The organism is Klebsiella sp. B345 (genome assembly GCF_051131735.1).
In the GTDB taxonomy this organism is placed as follows: Bacteria; Pseudomonadota; Gammaproteobacteria; order Enterobacterales; family Enterobacteriaceae; genus Klebsiella.
Map to the genome: position 1 here is coordinate 61,124 of NZ_CP180443.1, position 25,786 is coordinate 86,909.

Annotated in this window: 23 protein-coding genes; 18 read left to right on the plus strand and 5 right to left on the minus strand. The window is 59.2% G+C overall.

Translation table 11 applies throughout. The features are described 5' to 3' along the window. Positions 1-73: 73 nt before the first annotated feature. Together ACMYSO_RS00300 and ACMYSO_RS00305 are read right to left on the minus strand one after the other, a co-directional pair. Entirely contained in the window at positions 74-1,063 is a 990-nt protein-coding gene (locus tag ACMYSO_RS00300) for a 2-hydroxyacid dehydrogenase (protein WP_434585139.1), read from the minus strand. Positions 1,064-1,209: 146 nt separating this feature from the next. After that, positions 1,210-1,710: a DedA family protein gene (locus tag ACMYSO_RS00305; RefSeq protein WP_434668717.1), complete on the minus strand. Its 501-nt coding sequence runs from the start codon at positions 1,708-1,710 to the stop codon at positions 1,210-1,212. A 210-nt stretch (positions 1,711-1,920) separates the two neighbouring features. Here ACMYSO_RS00305 and ACMYSO_RS00310 point away from each other — a divergent pair, with 210 nt between their 5' ends. Genes ACMYSO_RS00310 through ACMYSO_RS00320 form a run of 3 tightly spaced genes read left to right on the plus strand, consistent with a single transcriptional unit; the run spans position 1,921 to position 5,073 of the window. Continuing rightward, complete coding sequence (locus ACMYSO_RS00310) at positions 1,921-4,560, plus strand: YdbH family protein (RefSeq protein ID WP_434668718.1); 2,640 nt, start codon at positions 1,921-1,923, stop codon at positions 4,558-4,560. Further along, on the plus strand, positions 4,557-4,742 hold the full coding sequence (locus tag ACMYSO_RS00315; protein WP_123754097.1) for a YnbE family lipoprotein: 186 nt from the start codon (positions 4,557-4,559) through the stop codon (positions 4,740-4,742). Before ACMYSO_RS00310 ends, ACMYSO_RS00315 begins: the two co-directional genes overlap by 4 nt. 7 nt (positions 4,743-4,749) lie before the next feature. Next, positions 4,750-5,073: a YdbL family protein gene (locus ACMYSO_RS00320; protein ID WP_123754098.1), complete on the plus strand. Its 324-nt coding sequence runs from the start codon at positions 4,750-4,752 to the stop codon at positions 5,071-5,073. Here the strand turns inward: ACMYSO_RS00320 and feaR are convergent, their stop codons facing one another. Further along, entirely contained in the window at positions 5,074-5,985 is a 912-nt protein-coding gene (gene feaR / locus ACMYSO_RS00325) for a transcriptional regulator FeaR (protein ID WP_434670875.1), read from the minus strand. Between the two features lie 231 nt (positions 5,986-6,216). Between feaR and ACMYSO_RS00330 the strand changes: the two genes are divergently transcribed. The 5 genes from ACMYSO_RS00330 to ACMYSO_RS00350 all read left to right on the plus strand — a co-directional run bounded on the left by ACMYSO_RS00330 (position 6,217) and on the right by ACMYSO_RS00350 (position 12,680). Then, the gene (locus tag ACMYSO_RS00330; RefSeq protein WP_434668719.1) at positions 6,217-7,716 is read left to right on the plus strand and encodes an aldehyde dehydrogenase family protein; all 1,500 of its coding nucleotides are present in this window, start codon (positions 6,217-6,219) and stop codon (positions 7,714-7,716) included. 173 nt (positions 7,717-7,889) lie between these two features. After that, entirely contained in the window at positions 7,890-8,783 is an 894-nt protein-coding gene (locus ACMYSO_RS00335; RefSeq protein ID WP_434668720.1) for an oxidoreductase, read from the plus strand. Positions 8,784-8,868: 85 nt separating this feature from the next. Then, a complete protein-coding gene (locus ACMYSO_RS00340; RefSeq protein WP_434668721.1) occupies positions 8,869-9,807 on the plus strand; it encodes a zinc-dependent alcohol dehydrogenase family protein in 939 nt (312 codons plus the stop codon). A gap of 364 nt (positions 9,808-10,171) precedes the next feature. Continuing rightward, complete coding sequence (locus ACMYSO_RS00345) at positions 10,172-10,951, plus strand: CHAP domain-containing protein (protein WP_434668722.1); 780 nt, start codon at positions 10,172-10,174, stop codon at positions 10,949-10,951. 88 nt (positions 10,952-11,039) lie between these two features. Then, positions 11,040-12,680 (plus strand): esterase/lipase family protein, encoded by a 1,641-nt coding sequence (locus ACMYSO_RS00350; protein ID WP_434668723.1) that lies wholly within the window; start codon positions 11,040-11,042, stop codon positions 12,678-12,680. A gap of 120 nt (positions 12,681-12,800) precedes the next feature. Here the strand turns inward: ACMYSO_RS00350 and tynA are convergent, their stop codons facing one another. Beyond that, on the minus strand, positions 12,801-15,059 hold the full coding sequence (gene tynA, locus ACMYSO_RS00355) for a primary-amine oxidase (protein WP_434668724.1): 2,259 nt from the start codon (positions 15,057-15,059) through the stop codon (positions 12,801-12,803). Positions 15,060-15,249: 190 nt separating this feature from the next. Then, on the minus strand, positions 15,250-17,295 hold the full coding sequence (gene paaZ, locus ACMYSO_RS00360; RefSeq protein ID WP_434668725.1) for a phenylacetic acid degradation bifunctional protein PaaZ: 2,046 nt from the start codon (positions 17,293-17,295) through the stop codon (positions 15,250-15,252). 285 nt (positions 17,296-17,580) lie between these two features. Between paaZ and paaA the strand changes: the two genes are divergently transcribed. The 10 genes from paaA to pcaF are packed head-to-tail and all read left to right on the plus strand — an operon-like array spanning position 17,581 to position 25,775. Continuing rightward, positions 17,581-18,510, plus strand: a complete 930-nt coding sequence (paaA, locus tag ACMYSO_RS00365) for a 1,2-phenylacetyl-CoA epoxidase subunit PaaA (protein ID WP_434585114.1) — start codon at positions 17,581-17,583, stop codon at positions 18,508-18,510. An 11-nt stretch (positions 18,511-18,521) separates the two neighbouring features. Next, positions 18,522-18,809 carry a 1,2-phenylacetyl-CoA epoxidase subunit PaaB gene (paaB, locus tag ACMYSO_RS00370; protein ID WP_434670876.1) on the plus strand — a complete coding sequence of 96 codons (288 nt, stop codon included), beginning with the start codon at positions 18,522-18,524 and terminating at the stop codon, positions 18,807-18,809. A gap of 7 nt (positions 18,810-18,816) precedes the next feature. Next, complete coding sequence (gene paaC, locus ACMYSO_RS00375; RefSeq protein WP_434668726.1) at positions 18,817-19,572, plus strand: 1,2-phenylacetyl-CoA epoxidase subunit PaaC; 756 nt, start codon at positions 18,817-18,819, stop codon at positions 19,570-19,572. 12 nt (positions 19,573-19,584) lie between these two features. Beyond that, on the plus strand, positions 19,585-20,082 hold the full coding sequence (gene paaD, locus ACMYSO_RS00380) for a 1,2-phenylacetyl-CoA epoxidase subunit PaaD (protein WP_434668727.1): 498 nt from the start codon (positions 19,585-19,587) through the stop codon (positions 20,080-20,082). 7 nt (positions 20,083-20,089) lie between these two features. Continuing rightward, entirely contained in the window at positions 20,090-21,160 is a 1,071-nt protein-coding gene (gene paaE, locus ACMYSO_RS00385) for a 1,2-phenylacetyl-CoA epoxidase subunit PaaE (protein ID WP_434668728.1), read from the plus strand. Continuing rightward, positions 21,157-21,924, plus strand: coding sequence for a 2,3-dehydroadipyl-CoA hydratase PaaF (gene paaF / locus ACMYSO_RS00390; RefSeq protein ID WP_434668729.1), 768 nt, complete (start codon positions 21,157-21,159; stop codon positions 21,922-21,924). The genes paaE and paaF overlap by 4 nt, the downstream gene beginning before the upstream one ends. A 2-nt stretch (positions 21,925-21,926) precedes the next feature. Beyond that, the gene (gene paaG, locus ACMYSO_RS00395; protein ID WP_434668730.1) at positions 21,927-22,715 is read left to right on the plus strand and encodes a 2-(1,2-epoxy-1,2-dihydrophenyl)acetyl-CoA isomerase PaaG; all 789 of its coding nucleotides are present in this window, start codon (positions 21,927-21,929) and stop codon (positions 22,713-22,715) included. 3 nt (positions 22,716-22,718) lie between these two features. After that, positions 22,719-24,158: a 3-hydroxyacyl-CoA dehydrogenase PaaH gene (gene paaH, locus ACMYSO_RS00400; protein ID WP_434668731.1), complete on the plus strand. Its 1,440-nt coding sequence runs from the start codon at positions 22,719-22,721 to the stop codon at positions 24,156-24,158. Beyond that, entirely contained in the window at positions 24,148-24,570 is a 423-nt protein-coding gene (gene paaI, locus ACMYSO_RS00405) for a hydroxyphenylacetyl-CoA thioesterase PaaI (protein WP_434668732.1), read from the plus strand. The genes paaH and paaI overlap by 11 nt, the downstream gene beginning before the upstream one ends. Further along, positions 24,570-25,775 (plus strand): 3-oxoadipyl-CoA thiolase, encoded by a 1,206-nt coding sequence (pcaF, locus tag ACMYSO_RS00410; protein ID WP_434668733.1) that lies wholly within the window; start codon positions 24,570-24,572, stop codon positions 25,773-25,775. The genes paaI and pcaF overlap by 1 nt, the downstream gene beginning before the upstream one ends. Positions 25,776-25,786 lie beyond the last annotated feature (11 nt).

The following is a 25,786-nucleotide window of genomic DNA, read 5'->3' on the forward strand; positions in this document are numbered from 1 at the left end:
TACTGCGGACTTTTTCTGTGGGGGTTATCTGAAAGTGCCCCCCATGACAGGAGGGCACAAAAGGAAAAAGAAATCAGACCAGTGCGTTCGGGCAGGTTTCGCCGGCATCCACCTGGCGCAGGTTATCCAGCGTGGTTTGCGAAATGCTGATCAGCGCTTCAGCGGTCAGGAACGCCTGGTGCCCGGTGAACAACACGTTGTGGCAGGCGGAGAGGCGACGGAATACGTCATCCTGAATCACGTCGTTGGATTTGTCTTCAAAGAACAAATCGCGCTCGTTCTCGTACACGTCCATCCCCAAAGCGCCAATTTTCTGGTGTTTCAGGGCATCAATCGCCGCCTGAGAATCAATCAACGCGCCGCGACTGGTGTTGATTACCATCACGCCATCTTTCATCTGGTCGAACGCCGCATGGTTCAGCAGATGATAGTTCTCATCAGTCAGCGGGCAGTGCAGGGAGATCACGTCGGACTGCGCGTACAGCGTCGGCAGGTCGACATACTCTACCCCGAGATCCAGCGCCGCTGCGCTCGGATAGGGATCAAACGCCAGCAGTCGCATGCCAAAGCCTTTCAGAATGCGCAGCGTAGCCACGCCAATTTTCCCGGTACCGATCACCCCGGCGGTTTTACCGTGCATGGTAAAGCCGGTTAACCCTTCGAGGGAGAAGTTGGCATCACGGGTACGCTGGTAGGCGCGGTGAATGCGACGGTTCAATGACATCATCATGCCGATGGCATGCTCGGCGACGGCTTCCGGCGAGTAGGCCGGTACGCGCACAACGCGCAGACCCAACTCTTTCGCCGCCTCGAGGTCGACGTTGTTGAAACCAGCGCAGCGCAGGGCGATGTACTTCACGCCATGCGATTTTAACTCTTCCAGCACTGGGCGGCTTCCGTCATCGTTGACGAAGATGCACACAGCTTCACAGCCGTTGGCGGTTTTCGCCGTTTTTTCGGTTAACAGAAAGTCGAAAAATTCGAGTTCAAAGCCATATGCATCATTAACATGCTGAAGGTACTTTTTATCGTACTGCTTTGTACTATACACAGCGATTTTCATAAGACTTTTCTCCAGTGATTATACCGGCACGGTAGCATATTTAAAATAATCATACAAATATTAAAAATAAGTTTGCCTTAACGGTGATACAGATAATTCTAGAGCATATCGCGGTGTTGAGGTATCTCTTTAAAACACAATGTGTTTTACCAAAAACTGAGGCTAAACGCCCCGGGGGCCAGCAGTATCAGCGGCCACAGCAGTCCGGAACTGACGTTGGCCAACTGAAATGGCCAGAACGCTGTGCCGCTGGCGCCGCTGGCCAGCGGAAGAGTGGCACGAAACGGCGAGAGAAAGCGGCCAAAAAACACCGCCCACGCCCCATGACGTTGCAGAAACACCAGGCTGCGGGACAACCGCTGGCCGCGCAACCAGCGTATGCTCGTCAGACGGTGCCGGTTGTGCCGTCCCAGCCACCAGGAGAGCCAGAATCCGCCGATTGCCCCGAGGCTAGCGCTGAGCCACATTAATAAGAAATGGTTAAGACTGCCGGAGGCCAGCGGGCCGAGCAACAACAATCCGGAGGTCCCCGGCACCAGCAGCGAAATCAGGGCGCAGGATTTAGTCAGGGTCAGCAGAAATACCACGATCAGCAACCATGAATAGTGGCGCTGGGCGTGTTCAATAAGCAAAACAAAAAAATCCACGGGATCCACCGGCGTCGGGAACGAATACTTCGAGTGTGACAGGGGCCGATTAAATGGCGGCTTAACAGGCGAAATGCATAAATTCACGGTGATGATGATGCCGAACCAACTATCCTTAGACTGGATAGAGCCTTTAACTCACTAGTCGAACGTGCCACAATATGCACATCTTTCGGCTTTTACTTTTGTTTAATCAGGATATTACTGCCCATGAAGGGTAAATATAAAGCCGCCATCGCGCTATTGTTAGCTCTTATTCTGCTACCGCTGGCCATGTTGTCGACGCTTACCCATTGGGTGCCAACGCTTGCAGGGATCTGGCTTCCAGAGGGGACCCGCATTGCGTTTTCCGACAGCCCGCGACTGACGCGTTCTGCTTTACGCATTCCCGAATTACGCTATCTGGTCGGCGATTGTGAGCTGGCCCGGATCACCAATGCCCAACTTTCTCATCCCAGCCGCTGGCGGCTGCACCTCGACGAACTCGATATCAATAGCGCCTGTCTGAGTAAACTGCCCGACAGTGAACCGACGGTTGGGGCGCCACGGACTCTGGCGGAGTGGCAGTCGATGCTGCCTTACAGCTGGCTGACCATTGAAAATCTGCGCCTCTCGCCGTGGGAAAAGTGGCAGGGGCGACTGGTGATGTCGTTGACCCCACAGCAGCAGGATATTGGCTATAGCGGCAAAGAGCTGACCTTGCAGGCGCGCCTGCGCGGACAGACGCTCACCGTCAGCCATTTTTCCGCCCAGCTGGTCGACGAGCAGCCGCCGGTGAAGCTGGCCGGTGAATTTCATATGCCGCTGGTTCCGGACGGCCTGCCGGTCGATGGCCATCTGCTGACTACCTTTGAATTTCCGCAAACCGGCGGGCTGGTTGACGCCGAGCTGGAGTGGCAGAAAAACCGCGGCCAGTTGGTGGTGACGCCGCGCGGCGAAGTGCAGCCGATACTCGATCTCCCGTGGGAAGTGACCCCCGAGCGCATTGCCATTAGCGATGGTCGCTGGAGAACCGAATACGCTGGCTATCCATTAAGCGGCCGTCTGGCGCTATCGGTGGGTAACTGGCAGCAGGGCACCGAGCAGATGCAGGTAAGCGGCCGGCTCAACGTCCTGACCCAGGGGAAAGCCGGTAAAGGCAACGCCGTGCTGAATATCGGCCCCGGCAAACTGAGCATGGACAACAGCGACATGCCGCTGCAGCTGACCGGTGAGGCAAAGCTGGGGGATCTGATCGTTTATGCGGTACTGCCGGCCAGGCTCAGCGGCCCGCTGACCGCTCCGGCATTGGCCTTCAACCCCGGCGCGCTGCTGCGTTCCCGCGGGCGGGTGGTTGATTCATTGAATATTGATGAAGTCCGTCTGCCACTGGCGGGGGTCAAGGTGACCCAGCAGGGCGTGGACGGCCGTCTGCAGGCGATTCTGCGCGCCCATGAACAGCAGATGGGAGACTTCACGCTGCATCTTGACGGCCAGGCCGATAATTTTATGCCCGACAGCGGTCGCTGGCAGTGGCGTTACTGGGGCGACGGTCACTTCACCCCTATGCAGGCGCGCTGGGACGTCAAAGGGGCGGGGGCATGGATAGACAGTTCGATCGTCCTGAACAGCCTGTCGACGGGCTTCGATAAACTGCAATATGGCACCATGCTGGTGAGTGCGCCGCGCCTGACGCTGGATGAGCCGATCCACTGGTTGCGCAATGAGCAGCACCCGAAACTGACCGGCGCGCTGTCGCTGGATGCGGGAACCACCAGCTTTAGTCACGGCAGCGTGCTGCCGCCCTCAACCTTAAAATTCACCATTGATGGCCGCGACCCGACCTGGTTTCAGTTTAACGGCGCGCTTCATGCCAACAAAATCGGCCCGGTTCGGGTCATTGGGCGCTGGGATGGCGAACGTCTGCGCGGTAAGGCATGGTGGCCGAAACAGTCGCTGACCGTGTTTCAGCCGCTGGTACCGCCGGAGTGGAAAATGAACCTGCGCGAAGGGATGCTGTATGCCCAGGTGGCTTTCTCGGCGGCAGCCGAACAGGGATTCGAAGCCGGGGGACATGGCGTGTTAAAAGGCGGCAGCGCCTGGATGCCGGACAACCAAATCAACGGCGTCGATTTTGTTCTGCCGTTCCGCTTTAGCGAGGGGATCTGGCAGCTGGGGACCCGCCGGCCGGTATCGCTGCGCATCGGCGAGATCGTCAACCAGGTAACGGCGAAAAACCTGACTGCGGACCTGCAGGGCGCCTGGCCGTGGAGCGAAAACCAGCCGCTACAGCTGAGCAACGTCAGCGTGGATGTTCTCGGGGGCCAGGTGACCATGCAGCAACTGCGGATGCCGCAGCATGACCCGGCGCTGCTGCGGCTGCAGCATATCTCCAGCAGCGAGCTGGTGAGCGCGGTCAATATCAAACAGTTTGCCATGTCCGGCGCCTTTAACGGGGCGCTGCCGCTGTGGCTGAATAACGAAAAATGGATCATCAAAGATGGCTGGCTGGGCAACCCCGGCCCGATGACGCTGCGCCTCGATAAGGACATGGCGGACGCGATGGTGAACGATAATATCTCTGCCGGCGCGGCAATTAACTGGCTGCGCTATATGGAGATCTCCCGCTCATGGACGCGCATCGACCTCGATAACCTCGGGATGTTGACTTTGAAGGCGACCATCAGCGGCACCAGCCGCGTTGGGGATCAGAGTAATACGGTGCATTTAAACTATTCTCATCAAGAGAATATTTTTGACCTGTGGCGCAGTTTACGTTTTGGCGACAATTTACAGGCATGGTTTGAGCAGAATGCCGTGCTCCCCGTGCGCAGCTGTACGGACAGTAAAAAGTGTAAGGAACAACAATGATGAAATTGCTAACGGCGGTGCTGGTGCCGATGCTGCTGGCGGGCTGTACGCCGCGCATTGAAATCGCGGCATCAAAGGAGCCGATCACCATCAATATGAATGTCAAAATTGAGCACGAGATTCATATCAAAGTGGATAAGGATGTTGAAGCGTTACTGAAGTCGCGCAGCGATCTATTCTGAGGTGGCGATGAGAAAACGACTGAAAATCGCAGCGCTGACGCTGGTTCTCCTCAGTACACCGGCGCTGGCTCTGACGCTGAGCGAAGCCCGGGAACAGGGGCGGGTAGGCGAAACGTTGAAAGGCTATCTGGCCCCATTACGCCAGGATCAGGAAACTCTGGCGCTGGTCGCACGGATCAATACGGCGCGCAGTGAAAGCTACCAGCAGCTAGCGGATGAAAATAATCTGCCAGTGGATGAAGTGGCCAAAATGGCCGGGCAGAAGCTGGTCAACCGGGCGCAGCCTGGGGAATATGTCCAGGGGCTGAACGGCAAATGGCTACGCAAATAATTAGCGGCAGCGCTTGCGGTATTCTCCCGGCGACACGCCAAAACGCTGCTTGAACGCGGTGGAGAAGTGGCTGTGGTCGCTGAATCCCCAGTTGTAGCCAATTCCCGCCAGCTTCTCATCGTCATGGGCGCTGCGCAGCGCCCGGGCGCAGAGGTCGAGCCGGCGGTTCTTAATATACTGAGCGACCACCAGACCCTTGTCAGCAAACAGCCGGTACAGGCTGCGCAATGACATCCCGGTTTCGTTCGCCAGCCATTCCGGACGCAGGTGTTCTGCCTGAATCGATGCATCGATTAGCTCAATAATTCTCTGGAACTGCTTCTCCCGGCGAGACGGCTGAACCTCCTGCTGGTGCAGCATCGGGCGCAGCAGGCAGACGATGGCCTCCAGCGCCGCTTCGCTTTCGCTGTCCGACAGCTCCGGGCTGTTCATGCTTTCCTGCAGCAGGCGCTGGCTGAGCTGAACCATCGGCAGCGATTTTTGCAGACGCGAGGCAATGCTGATTTCGCTGCCGCGCAGCTGGTGTTCGATCAGCTGCCGGGGCAGCAGCAGCGAGGCCTGGCGCGAGGTCTGCTGCCAGAAGATAGAGCAGGGGCGCGAGGCGTCAATCAGCGTGATATCACCGGCTTCCAGCATCACCTGGCGATCGTCCTGCTCAATGGCCGCCTGGCCGGCGAGCTGGAAAACGGTATAAAACCAGTCGTCATTGCTGCGCTTGATCTCGTTGCGGGTGCGGAACAAATTGACCCCGCAGGCGGTGACGGTGCTGACTTTCAGGTTCCCCGCGTAGCTGGCGTCAATCTCGCCGTGAAAGTTCCCCTCCAGCGGGCGGGCGGCAAAATGGCCGCAGACCTGATTGATTTTCGCCAACCAGCGTTGGTAATCCTGTCCGTGCTCCGCCGTCGCCATAATGTTTCTCTTATCGATATAATGTTTCTGCATTGTTGCATTTACGTTGCGGCATACAAGAGCGGGAGCCGGAGTATATGAAAGAACTATTACCTGCGGCACACTTCTGGGTACGCAAAATGCTTAATTGCGGAGCCTGTCACAGCGGCACAAACGAATGTCACAGAGAAAAAAGCGCGGATGCCGACCTCGTCGTAGACTCAATTCACGACCCGAAAGGAATAAGGAAGCGATATGTCCACAGCACAGGTTGCGCTGCTCGCCAGCGTACAGCAGTTTTTAGACCGACAGCATGGTTTGTATATCGATGGTAGCCAGCAGGAATCGCAAAGCGAACAGCGGCTCACCGTCTGGAACCCGGCCACCGGTCAGGCCATTGCCAGCACGGCGGATGCCAATGCCGCTGATGTCGATCGTGCGGTGATGTCGGCCTGGCGGGCGTTTGTTGCCCGTAGCTGGGCGGGGCGTACCCCTGCCGATCGTGAGCGGATCCTGCTGCGTTTTGCCGACCTGGTCGAGCAGCATGGCGAAGAGCTGGCGCAGCTGGAAACCCTGGAGCAGGGCAAATCCATCAATATTTCCCGCGCGTTTGAAGTGGGCTGCACGCTGAACTGGATGCGCTACACCGCCGGGCTGACGACCAAAATCAGCGGGCGCACGCTCGATGTGTCGATTCCGTTCCCGCAAGGCGCACGCTATCAGGCGTGGACGAAGAAAGAGCCGGTTGGGGTTGTCGCCGGGATCGTACCGTGGAACTTCCCGCTGATGATTGGCATGTGGAAGGTGATGCCGGCGCTGGCGGCCGGCTGTTCAATCGTGATTAAGCCGTCGGAAACGACCCCGCTAACCCTGTTGCGCGTTGCCGAGCTGGCGACCGAAGCCGGGATCCCGGACGGCGTGTTTAACGTGGTGACCGGCAGCGGTAGCGAGTGCGGGGCGGCGCTAACGGCGCATCCGCAAGTGGCGAAGGTGAGCTTTACCGGCTCGACCGCCACGGGCAAGCATATTGCGCGGGTGGCTGCCGATCGCCTGACCCGGGTGACGCTGGAGCTGGGCGGCAAAAACCCGGCGATCGTCCTCAAAGATGCCAACCCGGAATGGGTGATTGAGGGGCTGATGACCGGGAGCTTCCTCAACCAGGGCCAGGTATGCGCCGCCAGCTCGCGGATCTACATTGAAGCGCCGCTGTTCGATACCCTGGTGAGCGGATTTGAGCAGGCGGTGAAATCCCTGCAGGTCGGGCCGGGAATGCTGGAGACCACCCATATTAACCCGGTGGTCTCGAAGGCCCACTGTGCCAAAGTGGCGGCCTATCTTGATGATGCCCGCCAGCGCAATGCTGAACTGATCAGCGGGCAGCTCGGGCCGGATAACCAGGGCTACTACATTGCGCCAACCCTGGTGATTAACCCGGATGCCGGGCTGCGTCTGAGCCGCGAGGAGGTCTTCGGGCCGGTGGTGAATCTGGTGCGCGTTGCCGATGGTGAAGAAGCGCTGTGCCTCGCCAACGACAGCGATTTTGGCTTAACCGCCAGCGTCTGGACCGGCGATCTGACTCAGGCGCTGAGCTACACCGAACGCCTGCAGGCGGGCACGGTATGGGTTAACAGCCATACGCTTATTGATGCCAACCTGCCGTTCGGCGGCATGAAGCAGTCCGGCACCGGGCGTGACTTCGGCCCGGACTGGCTGGACGACTGGTGCGAGACCAAATCGGTCTGCGTACGTTATTAATCGCTAAACCCAGCGCCTGGTCATGATGTACCGGGCGCTGCATCCTGCCGTTTCAGACGTGTGGCCGAACCCGCTGATGTCGCCCGAACCAACGGGCTTGCCCAACGCTATCCTTTCTCGCTACTGTTGATGCGCTGCCCGCCATCGGGCGGAGACATCCTCAGGAGGCAGAAATGAGATCGCAAGAGCCAACCGTTGCCCTGATTGGGCCCGGCGCCATTGGTACCACCATCGCGGCGGCGCTGCATGAAGCCGGGCGTACGCCGCTGATCTGCGCCCGCACGCCCCATCCGCAACTGTCGCTGCGCTTTGACGGTGGCCAGATTACCGTGCCCGGACCGCTATTGAGCGATCCGGCGACGATAGCCGGGCCGGTTGATGTGGTTTTTGTGGCGGTGAAGACCACTCAGATCCGCGCGATTGCGCCCTGGCTGGCGGTATTATGCGATGACAACACGCTGGTGTGCGTCCTGCAAAACGGCGTAGAACAGCAGGAGCAGTTTGCCCCGTGGGTTGCCAGCTCCCCGGTGTTGCCCTCGGTGGTGTGGTTTCCGGCCCTGCGCGAATCGCAGACCTCTGTGTGGCTACGGGCCGCGCCACGCCTGACGCTACCGGATGTGCCGCAAGCCCAACGGGTACAGCACGTGCTGCGAGGAACCCGCTGTGCGGTGGATCTGGCTGCCGATTTTACTTCCGTGGCATGGCGTAAGCTGCTGCAAAACGCCGTCGCCGGGCTGATGGTGCTAACCGGGCGTCGGGCCGGCATGTTCTCCCGCGCCGATATCAGTGACGTTGCCCTGGCCTATCTGCGTGAATGTCTGACAGTTGCCCGCGCCGAGGGTGCGATACTGAGCGACAGCGTCCCGCAGGAGATCCTCGATGGTTTCCACCGCGCGCCACCCGACCTCAGCACCTCTATTCTGATTGACCGTGAAGCCGGGCATCCGCTGGAGTGGGAGATCCGCAACGCCGTGATACCGCGGCGAGCTCGCCGCCACGGTATTCCGACGCCGATGAGCGATCTGATCGTCCCGCTGCTGGCGGCCGCCAGCGATGGTCCCGGCTGATGGACCCGTTTTTGGCGGGAAACGGCCCCCTGAATCCTGTTATTATGGCGTCTTTGTTTTGCCGGAAGGTGGTGAATCCGACGCTATGCTGAACCACGCGCTTTGCTATGACACGTACGGGGCGCCGGCCGCGGCGCTTAGGCTACGTACTACACCCATGCTGCCGCTGGCGGCGGATAAGGTGCGGGTTGAGATGCGCTACGCGCCGGTCAATCCCTCAGATCTGATCCCCGTTACCGGCGCCTACCGCCACCGCACCCGGCTACCGGCGACGGTGGGTTATGAAGGGATTGGCGTCGTGGTGGAGGCGCCGCCCGGTGCCGGAGTTGCCCGCGGGCAGCGGGTGTTGCCCCTGCGCGGGGATGGCACCTGGCAGCGTTATCTGGATATCCCCGAGCGCTGGCTGGTACCGGTGCCTGACGCCATCGACGATCTGCTGGCCGCCCGCGCTTATATTAACCCGTTAACCGCGCTGCTGATGCTCAACCGCTGGCCGGTAACCGGCTGCAATATCGTGCTGACCGCGGCGGGCTCCAGCTGTGCCAGCCTGCTGGCGCAGTGGGCGCAGCTTAAAGGGGCGAGTGCGGTAAGCGGGGTTATCCGTTCGCCGCAGCATATTCCCCGGCTGGAACAGCTGGGAGTTTACCCGCTGCTGGAAACGGACCGACCGATGCTCGAGCAGGTGGGGCAGAATGCCGACTGGGTGTTTGATGCAGTGGGCGGGGAGCTGGCGAACACGCTGCTGTCGGTGCTGCCGGAGCGCGGCGGACTGATCTCCTACGGGCTGTTATCCGGACAGGCCTTGACCCAAACCCGGTCGCTTCCACGGGTGTATAAATTCCATCTGCGCGAAGCGCTGGCGACCCTGTCAGAGGCGCAGTGGCAGGCGGCGTTCGCCGAGATCTGGCGTCTGCTGCCGACGACGACCTTGCCGCCGGTGGAGGTGGTGCCGCTGCATCGCTGGCAGGAGGCGATCCGCGCCGGCAGTCGTGGTAAATTCCTCCTCGATTTCACGGCCCTGTAGCCCGGATCAGGCGCTTGCGCCGCAATCCGGGGGGCGGCTAAAAAGGCGGTCGGTCAGCCACTTGATCTCTTGCACGAGATAACTACGCTAAATAAGAGCCTGCCCTATGAGACTATTTTATTGTGGTTCTTCGCGCTCTCTATTTCTCGCCAGGCGCTGAATCTGTAAATTGAGGAATAACATGATAACCCTTTTATGATGCTTATTTCTAAGGCAGCTCTTTTGCGTTAAAAATAGCGAGCTAACATTCCTGGCTCTCAGGCGGTGACGTTAATTTTTATCTGTAATAGCCTGTAGTGTTTAGCATTGCATTTATCGTGCGAATTATTTCTTTATTAACTAACGTGAATAAGACGGGGGCGATATGCTTAAACTCGGTGATGAAGGCAGCGCGGTCGCGCAGCTGATAAATGATTTGCGGAAATTATCTTTTGGCCTGGCCGCCGGTAATAAATTTGACCAGGTGGTGAAAAAGTCGGTAGAAGCATTTCAGGTAGCCAACCTTGATGCCTCAGGCCAGCCGCTGGTGGTCGATGGTAAAGTCGGTCCGCATACCCGCTGGGCGCTGGATGCGGCATTGGGCAAAAAGCAGGTTGCGCCCGTGCCAGTAACGCAGCCGTTGGTGAACGTCAGCGGCGGCAGTCCCGCAGGCCAGGCGGCGCTCAAGGTCGCACAGGCTGAGATTGGGCACGGTGAGCAAGGCTCCGACAACCACGGGCCGGATATTAAGAGGTACTTTTCCGGGCACGGTTCACAGGGCCAAAGCTGGTGTGCCGCCTTTGTCAGTTACTGTTTTAATCAGGCAACACCGGCGGTATTTGGCTATCAAACATCCGCCCAGGCGCTGCATAATAAAATGAAATCATTGGGCTATGCCTATACCCCTTCATTAAACAATCCACCGCAACAGGGCGATATCATCTGCTGGCTCAGAGTGGATCCTAAAAACCCACAGAAGACCGCCTGGCAGGGCCATGTCGGTATTGTTCAACGCTATGCTGACGGTATTTTATGGACTATCGAAGGTAATCGCGGCGCCTATCCCTCGAAAGTGAATGTCTTTCATTATTCATGGTCAGTCTTAGTTGCGTCGGCAACCAATGATAAATATAAAGGGCTGTATGGCGTGTCTCGCCACCCATAATATACCCGTCTTCTTTCAACATGCAGGGGTGTTGGCTGCATCTTGAAATTCATTGATTATAAGCATAATAAATCTCAGGAAAATAAAAATGGCTAATAATAAAATGCCTTTTTTCCCTATTATTTACGTTCGTGGTTATGCGATGACGCAACGCGACGTTAATGAGACTACAGCAGATCCGTTTAATGGTTTTAATCTTGGGTCTACGATGCTACGTGCGTCGGCGAGCCAGAAAGATCGCCCCAGGAAATTTTTCTTCGAGTCCCCGGTGATTCGCCTCGCCACGGAGTTTGGCTATAGCGATGTGTTCGAGCAGGGACTGGATATCATGGATGAGGGCTGGGAGACCGATCCGGAGGGGAAACCCACCGGCAATGTTCTGGATGATAAATCGGTGATCGTGTATCGCTATTATGATGACGCCTCCACGCTGCTGGGGTCCGGTAAGACGCCGTCAATCGAGGACGCGGCCATCGGGCTATCTAACCTGCTGGTCAAGGTGCGGACGTTACTGCTGGCGAATCCCAACAGCGGCGTGAAGGTGGCTGGCGATTTCCGTTGCTATCTGGTTGCACACTCGATGGGCGGGCTGGTTTGCCGGGCGATGCTGCAAAATCCGACGCTCGACCCGGGCAAGATGGGGGCAACCGTCGATAAATTTTTCACCTATGCGACACCCCATAACGGAATTGAGTTCGCGGGGCTCAACGTACCGGACCTGCCGTGGCAAAGTAGCGTCACTAATTTTAACCGCGAGCGGATGGCGGATTACCTTAACCTGCAACAGGCCTACCAACGCCATAACCGGGTCGATGTGATACCGGAATCCTGCCTGCCGTCCTCGCGGATTTTCACCATGGTCGGCACCAACCGCCTCGATTACGATGCTGCCGCCGCGCTATCGCGAACCTTTGTCGGCAACGGCAGCGATGGTCTGGTCAAAATCGAAAATGCGACCCTGAGCGGCCTGAATGCCGATGGTTCTCTCGGTGCGCCCTGTGCGAAAGCCTTCACCTACCGCTCACACTCCGGTTATTTCGGCATTGTGAACAGCGAAGAGGCCTTCCAGAACCTGGCTCGTTTTCTGTTTGGCGATGTGCGGGTGGATATCTGGCTGGATATCGATGACATTCGTCTGCCGGAAGCGGCAATCAAAGCGGCGGGGGGCAATGCGTCGAAAATTGACGCCATCTATCAGATAGAGGCGATCGCGTCGCCTCGCGGCAAGCCGTGGTCCTTAACCCGTCGCGTCTCGGAAGAAGACTCCGTTGCCTGTCTGACGCAAAAAGAGTGGTTTGAGCAACAACGTGCGTCGCAGTATCTCTCCAGCGTGTTCTTGTCGAAGAGCGCGCGCGTCAATAAAAACCGGCGTTCGCTGGCCTACAGCCTGATACTTGGGGTCAAAATGCCGGATTATGAAATCGAGAAGCGGTTCTGGTTCAACGAACATTATGAAGGCGGGTATCTGTTCCGTAATTCGCTGATCCTCGAGATTGTCCCGCCGGCCAACGATACCACTTCCTGGAAGATAAAATATGCCTGGCAGGACGCCGGATTTTCCAGCGCCGATATCGTTCTGCAACCGCAGCAAACGGCCGGTAAGGCCTGTGAGGTTATCATCCCTGTAGACAGCGTCACGCTTGATGCCAACGGCAAAAAACGCCCTTCGGTACCGGGCATTTCGGGGCGGTTGCGCTTTGTGGTGCAAAGCTGGAACGACGCCTCGTGAAAACGCGAGCGCCACACGAGGGATTGCCCCGGTGGCGCTCATTCACAACAGCATGACCGCACACCGTAGCCCGGACAGGGCGTTTACGCCGCTATCCGGGTTGACGGTCTGCAATGTGGCCTACTTTTTCTTCTCGCCAAGGGTCGGCGTTTCGTCAAAGAAGTTCCACGGTTTCAGCAGCGCGTGCGCCCATTCGGTCGGCATAATCGGCCACTCTTCGGCGCGGGCCACGTGGGTGGTGCCGGTGGTGATCCACACGACGTCATCGTGATTGTTCAGCGACTCGTTATCCTTAGCATAGGCGCCAAGACCAGTGTCATGGACCGAACGGTTCGGGTACTTGCCCTCAGGATAACGCTCTTCCGGATGATAGCGGGTGACCCACAGCTGCTTATCCATAAAGCTCAGACGGTGATAGATCCACTCATCCGGGGCGAACTTGGCGCCGGTTGCCGCCGGGTGAGTGCCGCCAGCATATGGGATTATCTGATACGACACCGGGTTGCCCATCCGGTTTTCTTTGGTGGTGTTACTTAGCAGGCGGATGGTGCCTGGGTCAAACTTCTGCGCCGCCTTCTGCTCGTTGTCGATGCTGTACTGATTCACCTGCATGGTACTGGTCCGCGGGCCACCGGCGGTATTTGGCTTCACTTCCGGGTCCATCGCCACCAGGCTGTTGTTCTCGCCATCGACATCAAGATCCAGGCGGAAGTTGTAGATATGTTGGTGGGTGGTGCCGACGATGTTATGGTCGATCAACGTCCCGTAGCGGGTATCATCTTTGGCGCTCGGATCGTGCATGGTTTTCGCCATTACGCCTTTCACCGCTTCGATGCCGGTGGCACCCGCATCGATGCCGATGGTGCCGTTTTCGTGGAATACCCAGTCAAAGATATAGTCGTAGTTGCCCACGGTACTGATCCAGCGGACCACCAGTTCGCGGCGCTCGGTGCTGACGTTCGGCTGTCCCATTTCCTGGTGTTTGTACTCCGGCCCGGCATAGCGTTCAAAAATCGCAATGGCGTGCGGGATCGTGGTGGGTTTACCGGTGTAATCGGCGATGGTCTCATCCAGCAGCACCGAGTTCGCTGGCGCATCTTTGCCGCGCACGATAGGTGAAGTCAGGGTTCCCATACCGTAATCGCCGGAGTCGAGATAGGCCTTAAAGTACCAGCCCACGTCCGGGTCACCGTAAGGCACGATCATGCCGCCCAGCGAACCTTCATACATCACCTGGCGTTTCTTCCCGTTGTCGTTGTAGGTGACCGTCGAGAGGATCGGCCCGACGCGCGAGTTCAGACGCAGGTGGAAATCCCAGTTCTGCCAGTGAATGGTGTCGCCGGTGATGGTGTAGTTTTTGCCTTCCGGTTCGGTGATATCCAGTGGTTTCACCGCGGAGGCGACGCGGTCGCGGCCATCATACGGGCGCGCTTCCATCGGCACCGGGATCACCGGGCCTTCTTCAATTTTTATAATCTTCTTCTGCTCAAGGTCGACCACCGCCACCAGGTTTTCAATCGGGTGCGCCCAGTAGTTGCCATCGCCGGTATCCAGATAGCTCACCACTTTCAGCAGGCGCGAGTCCTGCTTCAGGCCATCTTTGCCGTCGAAGTAGCCCACGGTCAGCGGGGTGGTGATCACCTTTTTGGTATCGGTGATGCCGTGTTTTTTGAGGACCACGGCAAACTCGTCGCTGGCGTTAATGATGTTCTGCACGCTGACGAAATCGTCAATCAGCACCATGCCGTGGGCATCTTTAATCGGCTGCCAGGAGAGGATTTTTTTGTTCTGTAAGTCGACCACGCTTTCAATAACGTGCTTGCCATCGAGCATGATGACGTCAGCGGTGCGCGGCGCCGACACGGCGGTGCCCTGCAACGCAAAGGCCCACACCGCGGCCTTATCCGGCTCGTGCAGCGAGATTTCGGTGAAGCGGGTATTGGGGCGGAACTCTGGCGACGCTTTGACGATGGTGACGGCTTCGCTGATTTCCGCCGCGGTCAATGAGTTGAGCGGGTGCGGGCGCTTCTCGACCTGGAAGGTCTGATCAAGCCCGGACTGGAAGACATCGTTGATAAAGGTCTCGGAGACCCACGCCTTGCCATTTTTCATCACCACCGGCACCTGCAGATTCAACGTTTTGCCGTTGACGATTGCCGTTTTGGCGCCGGGCTTCACTTTGACGTAGGCCCCGTCCTTCTTCAGGGTAAACATCTGGGCATAATCATCCCACTGCACATCGGCGCCAAATTCCTGCAGCGTTTTATCCATCGGAACCATATGCGCTTCACCGCCATGGGCGAAAACCGGGCTTTGCCAGGCGCAGAACAGGGCAACAGCCAGCGCCAGAGCCGTTTTGCGGGGGGAACGAATCGCCATTGTGACCTCACCTAATTGTTGTGTTGTGCTTTGCCGCTGCGAAAGTCGGCTTGTGTATCGTTAACCTAGCAGTGCGCGATGTCCGGGTGTTTGTCTGCTTATGCCAGGTTGTTTGTCAGTTTTGCCAGTTATAAAAAATGCCTCCGTAGAGGCATTGCGGTGGTGGCGATCGTGGCTGTGCCAATGAGGCTTACGCCGGGAAATCCCCGTGCTGACGGGCTACCAGCGTCAGAATCGAGTAGAGCGCTACCGGCTGTTGATGCTGGTTCGCAATCTCAACAGCCCACTCCACGACGCCGGTCGCTTTTTCATCGGCGCTGCGCTGACGCTTCACGGTCTTGCGTTTACAGGTCAGGCGAACCTGGATGGTATCGCCCGGTTTGACCGGTTCGATAAAGCGCAGATTTTCCATGCCGTAGTTGGCGATGACCGGCCCGACGCCTGCATCAACAAACAGCCCGGCGGCGGCAGAGATCAGGAAATAACCATGCACCACGCGTTCGCCGAAGATCGACTCGGCGGCGGCAATTTTATCCATGTGGGCGTAGAAGTGATCCCCGCTCAGACAGGCAAAATTAACGATATCCGCTTCGGTCAGGGTCCGGCGCGGCGTCAACAGGCTATCGCCGGGCTGGATCTCTTCGAAATATTTGCGGAACGGGTGGACCCGATCTTCGCTTACCTCGGCGCCGCGCACCCATTGCTGACCAATGGTCGCCAGCATCGTCGGACTACCCTGGACCGCGGTGCGCTGCATGTAGTGTTTCACCGCGCGCAGTCCGCCCAGCTCTTCACCGCCGCCGGCGCGGCCCGGTCCGCCATGGACCAGTTGCGGAAGCGGTGAGCCGTGGCCGGTGGACTCCACCGCCGACACCTGGTCGAGAACCTGGATACGGCCGTGACAACGGGCGGCCCCGAGAATAAATTCGCGCGCCAGTTCACCGCTGGCGGTGACCAGCGTACCGACCAGACTCCCTTCACCGGCGCGGGCCAGCGCCAGCGCGTGGTCGCGATGCTGATAGGGCATCAGGGTCGCGACCGGGCCGAACGCTTCGACGGTATGTACCGCCGGGGTTTCATCCGGCTGCGGGCAATACAACAGAGTCGGTGGGAAAAAGGCGCCGCTGGCGTTGAGATCGGCCTGACCGCCGAGCAGTACCTCGCACCCGGCCTGAACCAGGGCGTTGACCTTATCCTGAACGTCCTGTCGCTGGTCGTGGCTGACCAGTGCGCCCATCTTGACCCCTTCCTGTGCTGGATCGCCGACCACCACTTTTTGCAGACGGGCGATCAGCGCCTCGCTGACGGCTTTCACCTGAGCCTGCGGTACGATAATCCGGCGGATAGCGGTACATTTCTGTCCTGCTTTGGTGGTCATTTCGCGCACGACCTCGCGGATAAACAGCGCAAACTCCGGTTGTTCCGGAGTGATGTCATCCCCGAGCACGCAACAGTTCAGTGAATCCGCCTCCATGGTGAAGGGGATCGATTTTGCCACCAGATTCGGGTGTACGCGCAGCTGCTGGCCGGTCTGGGCCGAACCGGTAAAAGTCACCACGTCCTGGCTATCAAGCTGGTCGAGTAAATCGCCCGCACCGCCGCAAATCAGGCTGATGGCCCCCGGCGGTACCAGCCCGCTGTCGACAATGGATTTGACCATCGCCTGAGTCAACTGGGCCGTGGCGGTGCCCGGTTTGACGATCGCCGGCATACCCGCAAGCCAGGTGGGCGCCAGTTTTTCCAGCATCCCCCAGCACGGGAAGTTAAAGGCGTTGATGTGTACCGCGATGCCGGATTTTGACGTCAGCAGATGGCGGGCCGCGAAGCCGCCCTGTTTCGACAAGGGGATCAGTTCATCTTCCGGCCACAGCGTGTCGTCCGGCAGTTCCCGGCTGCCGAGGCTGGCGTAGGTAAACAACGTACCAATTCCGCCCTCGATATCCACCCAGCTATCGGCTTTGGTCGCCCCGGTCTGCGCCGACAGCGCATAGAACGATGCTTTCTCTTCCAGCAGGTGCTTAGCCACCGCTTTCAACATTGCGCTGCGTTCAATAAAGGTCATGGCCTGCAACGCCTTGCCGCCGTGGTCGATGGCATAACGGCGCGCCTGCGCCATATCCAGCCCGTCGCTGGTGACTTCCCAAAGCACGTCACCGCTGATGGCGTGGCGAATAGTGCGGGCGCGGCCCCGGCCGGTTTGCCAGGTGCCGGATAAGAAGCTGGCTAACTGCTGCATTGCGACTCTCCAATGTGTTACGTGAAATCTCTATAAATAGTTATTTTATGAATCATAAAACGCAAGCTGATATTTAATAATTTATTAACATTGTGATCGTGTGCGCGAGACGGTTCGGCGCTATGTCGTTGTGTTGCGGCGAATTTACGCAATATTTTGCGGTGGCTATCACAAAAAGAACAAACAAAATTTGTGGTTTTATTTAACCTGCATGTAACTTTTATAAAACAAAGTGATTCACAAATGATGATTTGTTGAATTTATCGGAATCATAAAGGTGATGACGTGACACAAGAACAACGCTTTGACCAGCGCATCGCGCAGGATACGGCCATCGAACCGCAGGACTGGATGCCGGAGGCCTACCGCAAAACGCTGATCCGCCAGATTGGTCAGCACGCGCACTCTGAAATTGTCGGCATGCTGCCAGAAGGTAACTGGATTACCCGTGCGCCAACGCTGCGCCGCAAGGCCATTCTGCTGGCTAAGGTGCAGGACGAGGCCGGGCATGGCCTGTATCTCTATAGCGCGGCGGAAACACTCGGCTGCGCCCGGGAAGATCTGTATCAGAAGATGCTGGATGGCCAGATGAAGTACTCCTCGATCTTTAACTACCCGACCCTGAGCTGGGCCGATATCGGGGTGATCGGCTGGCTGGTCGACGGCGCGGCGATCGTCAATCAGGTGGCGCTGTGCCGGACCTCCTACGGTCCCTACGCCCGGGCGATGGTCAAAATCTGCAAAGAAGAGAGCTTCCATCAGCGCCAGGGTTTTGAAGCCTGCATGGCGCTGGCCCAGGGCAGCGAGGCGCAACGCCAGATGTTGCAGGATGCCATCAACCGTTTCTGGTGGCCGGCGCTGATGATGTTTGGCCCGAGCGACGACAACTCGCCGAACAGCGCCCGCAGCATGGCGTGGAAAATCAAACTGCACTCCAACGATGAACTGCGTCAGCGCTTTGTCGATAACACCGTACCGCAGGTCGCGATCCTCGGCATGACCGTCCCGGACGCCGATTTACAGCTGGATGAGGCCACCGGTCACTACCGCTTTGGCGCTATCGACTGGCAGGAACTCAATGAAGTGATTAACGGGCGCGGTATCTGTAACCACGAACGTCTGGCCGCCAAGCGTAAAGCCTGGGAAGAGGGGGCATGGGTGCGCGAAGCCGCGCTGGCGCATGCCCAAAAACAACACTCCCGCGACGCGGCATAAGGAGAAGCATGATGAGCAACGTTTACTGGCCGTTATATGAAGTGTTTGTCCGCAGCAAACAGGGGTTATCCCACCGTCACGTGGGCAGTCTGCATGCCGCAGATGACCAGATGGCGCTGGAAAATGCCCGCGATGTGTACACCCGTCGCAGCGAAGGCTGCTCGCTGTGGGTGGTGAAAGCCAGCCAGATCATCGCCTCACAGCCGGACGACAGCGGCGAGTTTTTTGACCCGGCGGAGAGCAAAGTCTACCGCCATCCTACTTTCTACAACGTGCCGGACGGCATGGAACATATGTGAGGCAACGATGAATAACCTGAATCCCGTTGCAACTTATGCCCTACGTCTCGGCGATAACGGCCTGGTGCTGGCCCAACGTTTAGGTGCGTGGTGCGGCCATGCGCCGGAGCTGGAAATCGACCTGGCGCTGGCCAATATCGGCCTCGACCTGCTGGGTCAGGCCCGTAATTTTCTCAGCTACGCGGCAGAGCTGGCGGGCAGCGGTGATGAAGACACCCTGGCCTTTGGTCGTGATGAACGGCAGTACCGCAATTTGCTGCTGGTGGAACAACCCAACGGTAACTTCGCTGACACCATTGCCCGCCAGTGTTTTATCGATGCCTGGCACGTGGCGCTGTTTAGCCGTCTGACGGCGAGCCGCGATGCGCAACTGGCCGCTATTGCCGCCAAAGGGCTGAAAGAGGTGCGCTATCACCTGCGCTTTAGCCGCGGCTGGCTGGAGCGTCTGGGCAACGGCACGGCGGTATCGGCGCAGAAAATGCAGCAGGCGGTGGACGACTTGTGGCGCTTTACCGGCGAACTGTTCCATGCCGATGAGTTAGAGCTGGCGCTGGTTGAACAAGGCATTGCCGTTGACTCGCGCGACCTGCAGGAAGAGTGGCAAAACACGATCCACACCGCGCTGCTCGAAGCCGGGCTGCAGATCCCGCAGGAAGCCGCGTTTCGTCACGGCGGCAAGCAGGGGTTGCACAGCGAACATCTCGGGCCGCTGCTGGCAGAAATGCAGTATCTGCAGCGCGCGTATCCCGGTCAGCAGTGGTAACTGGAGGTGACTATGCAACGTCTTGCCGATATTGCTCCCGCCGAGGTCCATGCGATTTGGGCGTTGCTCAGTGAGATCCCCGACCCGGAAGTACCGGTGCTGACCATTACCGACCTTGGCATGGTGCGCAGCGTCACGCCGCAGGGAGAAGGCTGGGTTATCGGTTTCACGCCAACCTACTCGGGCTGCCCGGCGACCGAGCATCTGCTGGGTGAGATCCGCGCGGCGATGACCCGCCACGGCTACACCCCGGTGCATATCGTCCTGCAGCTGGATCCGCCGTGGACCACCGACTGGATGAATCAGGACGCTCGCGAGCGTCTGCGCCAGTACGGCATCAGCCCGCCGCAGGGACACGCCTGCCATGCCGGGCTGCCGGGTGAGGTGGTTTGCCCCCGTTGCGGCAGCGTCCATACCACGCCGATCAGTGAATTCGGTTCAACGGCCTGCAAAGCGCTTTACCGCTGCGACAGCTGCCGTGAACCCTTTGATTACTTTAAATGTATTTGAGGTTGCCATGACGACGTTTCATTCGCTAACCGTGGCGAAAGTGGAGCCGGAAACCCGCGATGCGGTGACCATAACCTTCGCCATCCCCGACGCGCTACAGGCTGCTTATGTCTTCCGGCCGGGCCAGCATCTGACGCTCAAAACCCGCCTCGGCGGAGAAGAGCTCAGACGTTGCTACTCCATCTGCCGCAGCCGCTCGCCGGCGGAAATCAGCGTGGCGGTCAAAGCCATCGACGGCGGTCGATTCTCCCGATATGCGCAGAGCGATATCTGCCAGGGGATGGCGCTGGAGGTGATGGTGCCGCAGGGACACTTCGGCTACCAGCCGCAGGCCGGGCGCGAAGCCGACTACCTGGCCATTGCCGCCGGTTCCGGTATTACGCCGATGATGGCGATTATTGGCGCTACCCTCGCCACCGAAACGCAAAGCCGCTTCACCCTGATTTACGGCAATCGCAGCAGTAGCAGCATGATGTTTCGCCAGGCGCTGGCGGATCTGAAAGACCGCTATCCGCAGCGGCTGCAGGTGGTGCATCTGTTCAGCCAGGAGTCGATGGACAGCGACCTGCTGCAGGGGCGAATCGACGGCGACAAGCTGCACGCGCTCTCAGCAAAACTGCTCGATTTCAGCCGCTTCGATGAGGCATTTATCTGCGGTCCAGCGGTGATGATGGACGAGGCAGAAGCCGCACTGCGTGCGCTGGGGATGGCGGATAACCATATTCATCTCGAACGTTTTAACACGCCGGGGAGCAGCGTTAAGCGGGCCACTGGCGTACAGGCCGAAGGCCGTACCGTGACGATTCGCCAGGACGGTCGCGACCGGTTGATTTCCCTCGGAGCGGACGATGACAGCATTCTTGATGCGGCGCTGCGCCAGGGGGCGGATTTACCCTTCGCCTGCAAAGGCGGCGTCTGCGCCACCTGCAAATGCAAAGTGCTGCGCGGTGAAGTGGCGATGGCGGCGAACTACAGCCTTGAAGCCGACGAACTGGCAGCCGGGTATGTGCTGAGCTGCCAGGCGCTGCCGACCAGCGGCGATGTAGTGGTCGATTTTGACGCAAGGGGGATGGCATGAGCGATCTAGTGATAGCCCGTCAGCAGCATGTGCTGCACCTGACCCTCAACCGTCCGCAGGCGCGCAATGCCCTGAATAACGCGCTGCTTACCCAGCTTGCCGACGCGCTGGATGCGGCGGCCGTCGATCCGCAGATCAACGCCTGTGTGATTAGTGGCAACACGCGTTTCTTTGCCGCGGGCGCCGATCTCAACGAAATGGCAGAGAAAGATCTCCCCGCCACGCTGGACGATATTCGCCCTCGTCTGTGGGCGCGCATCGACGCTTTCCCGAAACCGCTGATTGCCGCCGTTAACGGCTATGCCCTCGGCGCGGGCTGCGAACTGGCGCTGCTGTGCGATGTGGTGGTGGCCGGTGATAACGCCCGTTTCGGCCTGCCGGAAATCACCCTCGGGCTGATGCCGGGAGCCGGCGGCACCCAGCGGCTGATCCGCAGCGTCGGCAAAGCGCTGGCTAACCGCATGGTATTAAGCGGAGAAAGTATCGATGCCCAGCGGGCGCAACAGGCGGGTCTGGTGAGCGACATCACGCCGGCGCTGTTAACCGACGAATACGCCCTGACGCTGGCAGCGACGATGGCGAGCCATGCGCCTCTGGCGCTGCGTGCCGCCAAACAGGCGCTGCGTCAGGCCCAGGAAGTGAGTCTTCAGGCCGGGCTTCAGCAGGAGCGCCAGCTGTTTACGCTGCTGAGCGCTACTGACGACCGTCGCGAAGGAATTGCTGCCTTCTTACAAAAACGAACCCCGGAATTTAAAGGACGCTAATCGTGGACGCATTTATTCTCAGCGAAGTTGAACAGGGTGTGATGACGATTACCCTTAACCGCCCGGATCGTCTGAATAGCTTTAACGACCTGATGCATCAGCAACTGGCGGTCTGTCTGACTCAGGCCGAGCGCGACGACGCCGTGCGCTGTCTGCTGATTACCGGTGCTGGACGCGGTTTTTGCGCCGGTCAGGATCTCAATGACCGCAACGTCGACCCCAGCGGGCCGGCGCCGGATCTCGGCCTCTCCGTTGAGCGCTTCTATAACCCACTGGTGCGCCGCCTGGCGGCGCTGCCGAAGCCGGTGATTGCCGCCGTGAACGGGGTGGCGGCCGGAGCGGGCGCCACGCTGGCGCTGGGTTGCGATCTGGTACTCGCCGCGCGTTCAGCAAACTTTGTGATGGCTTTCAGCAAGCTGGGACTGGTGCCCGATTGCGGCGGTAGCTGGTACCTGCCGCGGGTGGCCGGGCGCGCCCGGGCAATGGGGCTGGCGCTGCTGGGCGAAAAGCTCAGTGCCGAACAGGCCGCGCAATGGGGGATGATCTGGCAACTGGTGGAGGATGCCGAACTGGCGGACACCAGCCGTCAGCTGGCGCGCCATCTGGCGACGCAGCCGACCTTTGGCCTCGGACTCATCAAGAAAGCGCTGCTGGCATCGGAAACGCAAGGTCTTGATGCACAGCTGGATCTTGAACGTGATTACCAGCGTCTGGCGGGACGCAGCGACGATTATCGCGAAGGGGTCAGTGCCTTCCTCGCCAAACGTCCACCACAGTTCAGCGGGAAATAAATCATGGGAAACGCACAGCATACCGTCGCCGTGATTGGTGGCGGCACGATGGGGGCAGGGATTGCGGAAGTGGCCGCAGCCGCCGGGCATCAGGTTCTGCTTTACGATATCGCCGCCGACGCGCTGACCCGTGCCGTTGATGGCATTCGCCAGCGTCTGGCTTCCCGGGTGGCGCGCGGCAAGCTGTCGGCAGCACAGGCCGAAGCGCTGATCGCGCGGATTGTACCGGTGACGGCCTTAACGGCGCTGTCTGATGCCTGGCTGGTGATTGAAGCCGCATCGGAGCGGCCGGACGTCAAACAAGCGCTGTTCAGCCAGTTGGCGGAGATCTGCTCCCCGTCGACGCTGCTGACCAGCAACACTTCGTCGATCTCAATTACCGCCATTGCCGCCGATGTGAAACACCCTGAGCGCGTCGCCGGACTGCATTTCTTTAACCCGGCGCCGGTGATGAAACTGGTGGAAGTGGTCAGCGGGCTGGCCACCTCGCCGGAGGTGGTTGAACAACTGTGCCAGTGCGTCTCCGCCTGGGGCAAACAGCCGGTACGCTGCCGGTCAACGCCGGGCTTTATCGTCAACCGGGTGGCGCGTCCGTTCTACGCCGAGGCGTGGCGGGCGCTGGAAGAGCAGGTGGCGAGCGCCACGGTGATTGACGCTGCGCTACGCGACGGCGGCGGTTTTCCGATGGGGCCGCTGGCCCTGACTGACCTGATTGGTCAGGACGTCAACTTTGCTGTGACCTGCTCGGTGTTTAATGCGTTCTGGCAGGATCGGCGTTATCTGCCGTCACTGCTCCAGCAGGAGCTGGCGCTGGCCGGTCGGCTGGGCAAAAAGAGCGGGCAGGGCGTCTATCGCTGGCCGGTCGAAGCGACATCTGAGCCGGCGCGAGACCTCGTGCCTGAAGCATGCGGAGCACAAATTGTGCGCACAAAAGGTGACAGTGTCACCAGTGTAGTGACAATTGAACTGGACGATGTCCGGCTGCTTGAAACCACCGGCGAAACTGCCCAGGCCCTGAGCGTGCAGCATGGCTGCCCGGTGGTGGTGTACGACTACTGCGCCGGCGAGACGGTGGTGCTGGCCGCGGCGGCTACCAACCCGGCGTCAGCGACCGACAAAGCGGTGCGCTATTTCCAGCAGCAGGGCAAAAAAGTGCTACTTATTGCCGACTATCCCGGCCTGCTGGTCTGGCGCACCGTCGCCATGCTGGTCAATGAAGCGCTGGACGCGGTGCAAAAAGGGGTCGCCAGTCCGGCAGATATCGATACCGCGATGCGCCTCGGGGTTAACTACCCGCATGGCCCGCTGGCGTGGGGCGAAACACTGGGCTGGCCGCGGGTGCTGCGCCTGCTGGAGAACCTGCAACAGCATTATGGCGAAGAGCGCTATCGCCCCTGTTCCTTGCTGCGCCAGAAGGCGCTGGAGAGTGCTCATGAGCAATGAGGCTTGGCGCAATGCGCGCGCGATGTACCAACACGACAGCTGTGCCAGAACCCTTGGCATCGAGATTATCGAAATGGACGACGGCTACGCGCAGATGAGCATGACCGTCTCGGCCGCGATGCTCAACGGGCATCAGACCTGCCACGGCGGGCAGCTGTTCTCGCTGGCCGATACCGCTTTCGCCTACGCCTGCAACAGCCAGGGGCTGGCGGCGGTAGCATCAGCGGCCAGCATCGATTTCCTGCGCCCGGCCTTCGCTGGCGACCGTCTGGTCGCCACTGCAAGGGTTAAGCAGCAGGGCAAACTGACCGGCGTCTACGACATTGAAATCGTTAACCAACAACAAAAGATTGTGGCCCTGTTTCGCGGCAAATCGCACCGCATCGGCGGCACAATCACGGGAGAAGTCTGATGCGTGACGCCTTTATCTGTGATGGGATTCGTACACCGATTGGCCGTTACGGCGGGTCGCTTGCCAGCGTTCGCGCCGATGATTTAGCCGCCATCCCACTGCGTGAACTGTTAAGCCGTAACCCGGGGCTGGATCCGTCGTGTATCGATGACGTGATTTTCGGCTGTGCTAACCAGGCCGGGGAAGATAACCGCAACGTCGCGCATATGGCGACCTTGCTGGCGGGATACCCGACGTCGGTCTCCGGGACCACCATCAACCGTCTGTGCGGGTCCGGCCTCGATGCGATTGGCTTTGCTGCGCGCGCTATCAAAGCCGGCGATGCTGACCTGATGATCGCCGGTGGCGTGGAGTCGATGTCGCGGGCGCCGTTTGTGATGGGCAAAGCCAGCACGCCATTCCAGCGCCAGGCTGACCTGTTTGATACCACCATTGGCTGGCGTTTTGTGAACCCGCTCATGCAGCAACAATTTGGCACTGACAGCATGCCGGAAACAGCAGAGAATGTAGCTGAATTGTTAAATATAAGCCGGGCCGATCAGGATGCCTTTGCCCTGCGCAGCCAGCGGTTGACGGCGCAAGCGCAACGGGCGGGGATCCTGGCGCAGGAGATCGTCCCGGTACAGATTATTGGCAAGAAGGGAATGGTGAGCGCGGTGCGTGACGACGAGCACCCGCGCGCGGAGACCACGCTGGAGCAGCTGTCGCAGCTCAAGACGCCTTTCCGTAAAGGCGGCGTCGTGACCGCCGGCAACGCCTCCGGGGTGAACGATGGCGCAGCGGCGCTGATTATTGCCAGCCAGCAGCAGGCTGAGGCTCAGGGGTTAACCCCGCGGGCGCGCATTGTGGCGATGGCCACCGCAGGCGTTGAGCCGAAGTTCATGGGGCTTGGGCCAGTGCCGGCGGTACGTAAAGTGCTGGAGCGCGCGGGTCTGAACATCAACGATATGGACGTCATCGAACTGAATGAAGCCTTTGCCGCACAGGCGTTGGGCGTGCTCAGGCAACTGGGCGTGGCGGACGATGCCCCGCATGTTAACCCCAACGGCGGCGCCATCGCCTTAGGCCATCCGTTGGGCATGAGCGGCGCGCGGCTGGCGCTGAGCGCCACGCTGGAGTTGCAGCGTCGCAACGGGCGCTATGCGCTGTGTACGATGTGTATTGGCGTGGGTCAGGGCATTGCCATGATCCTCGAGCGAGTGTGAGCTAATTTACC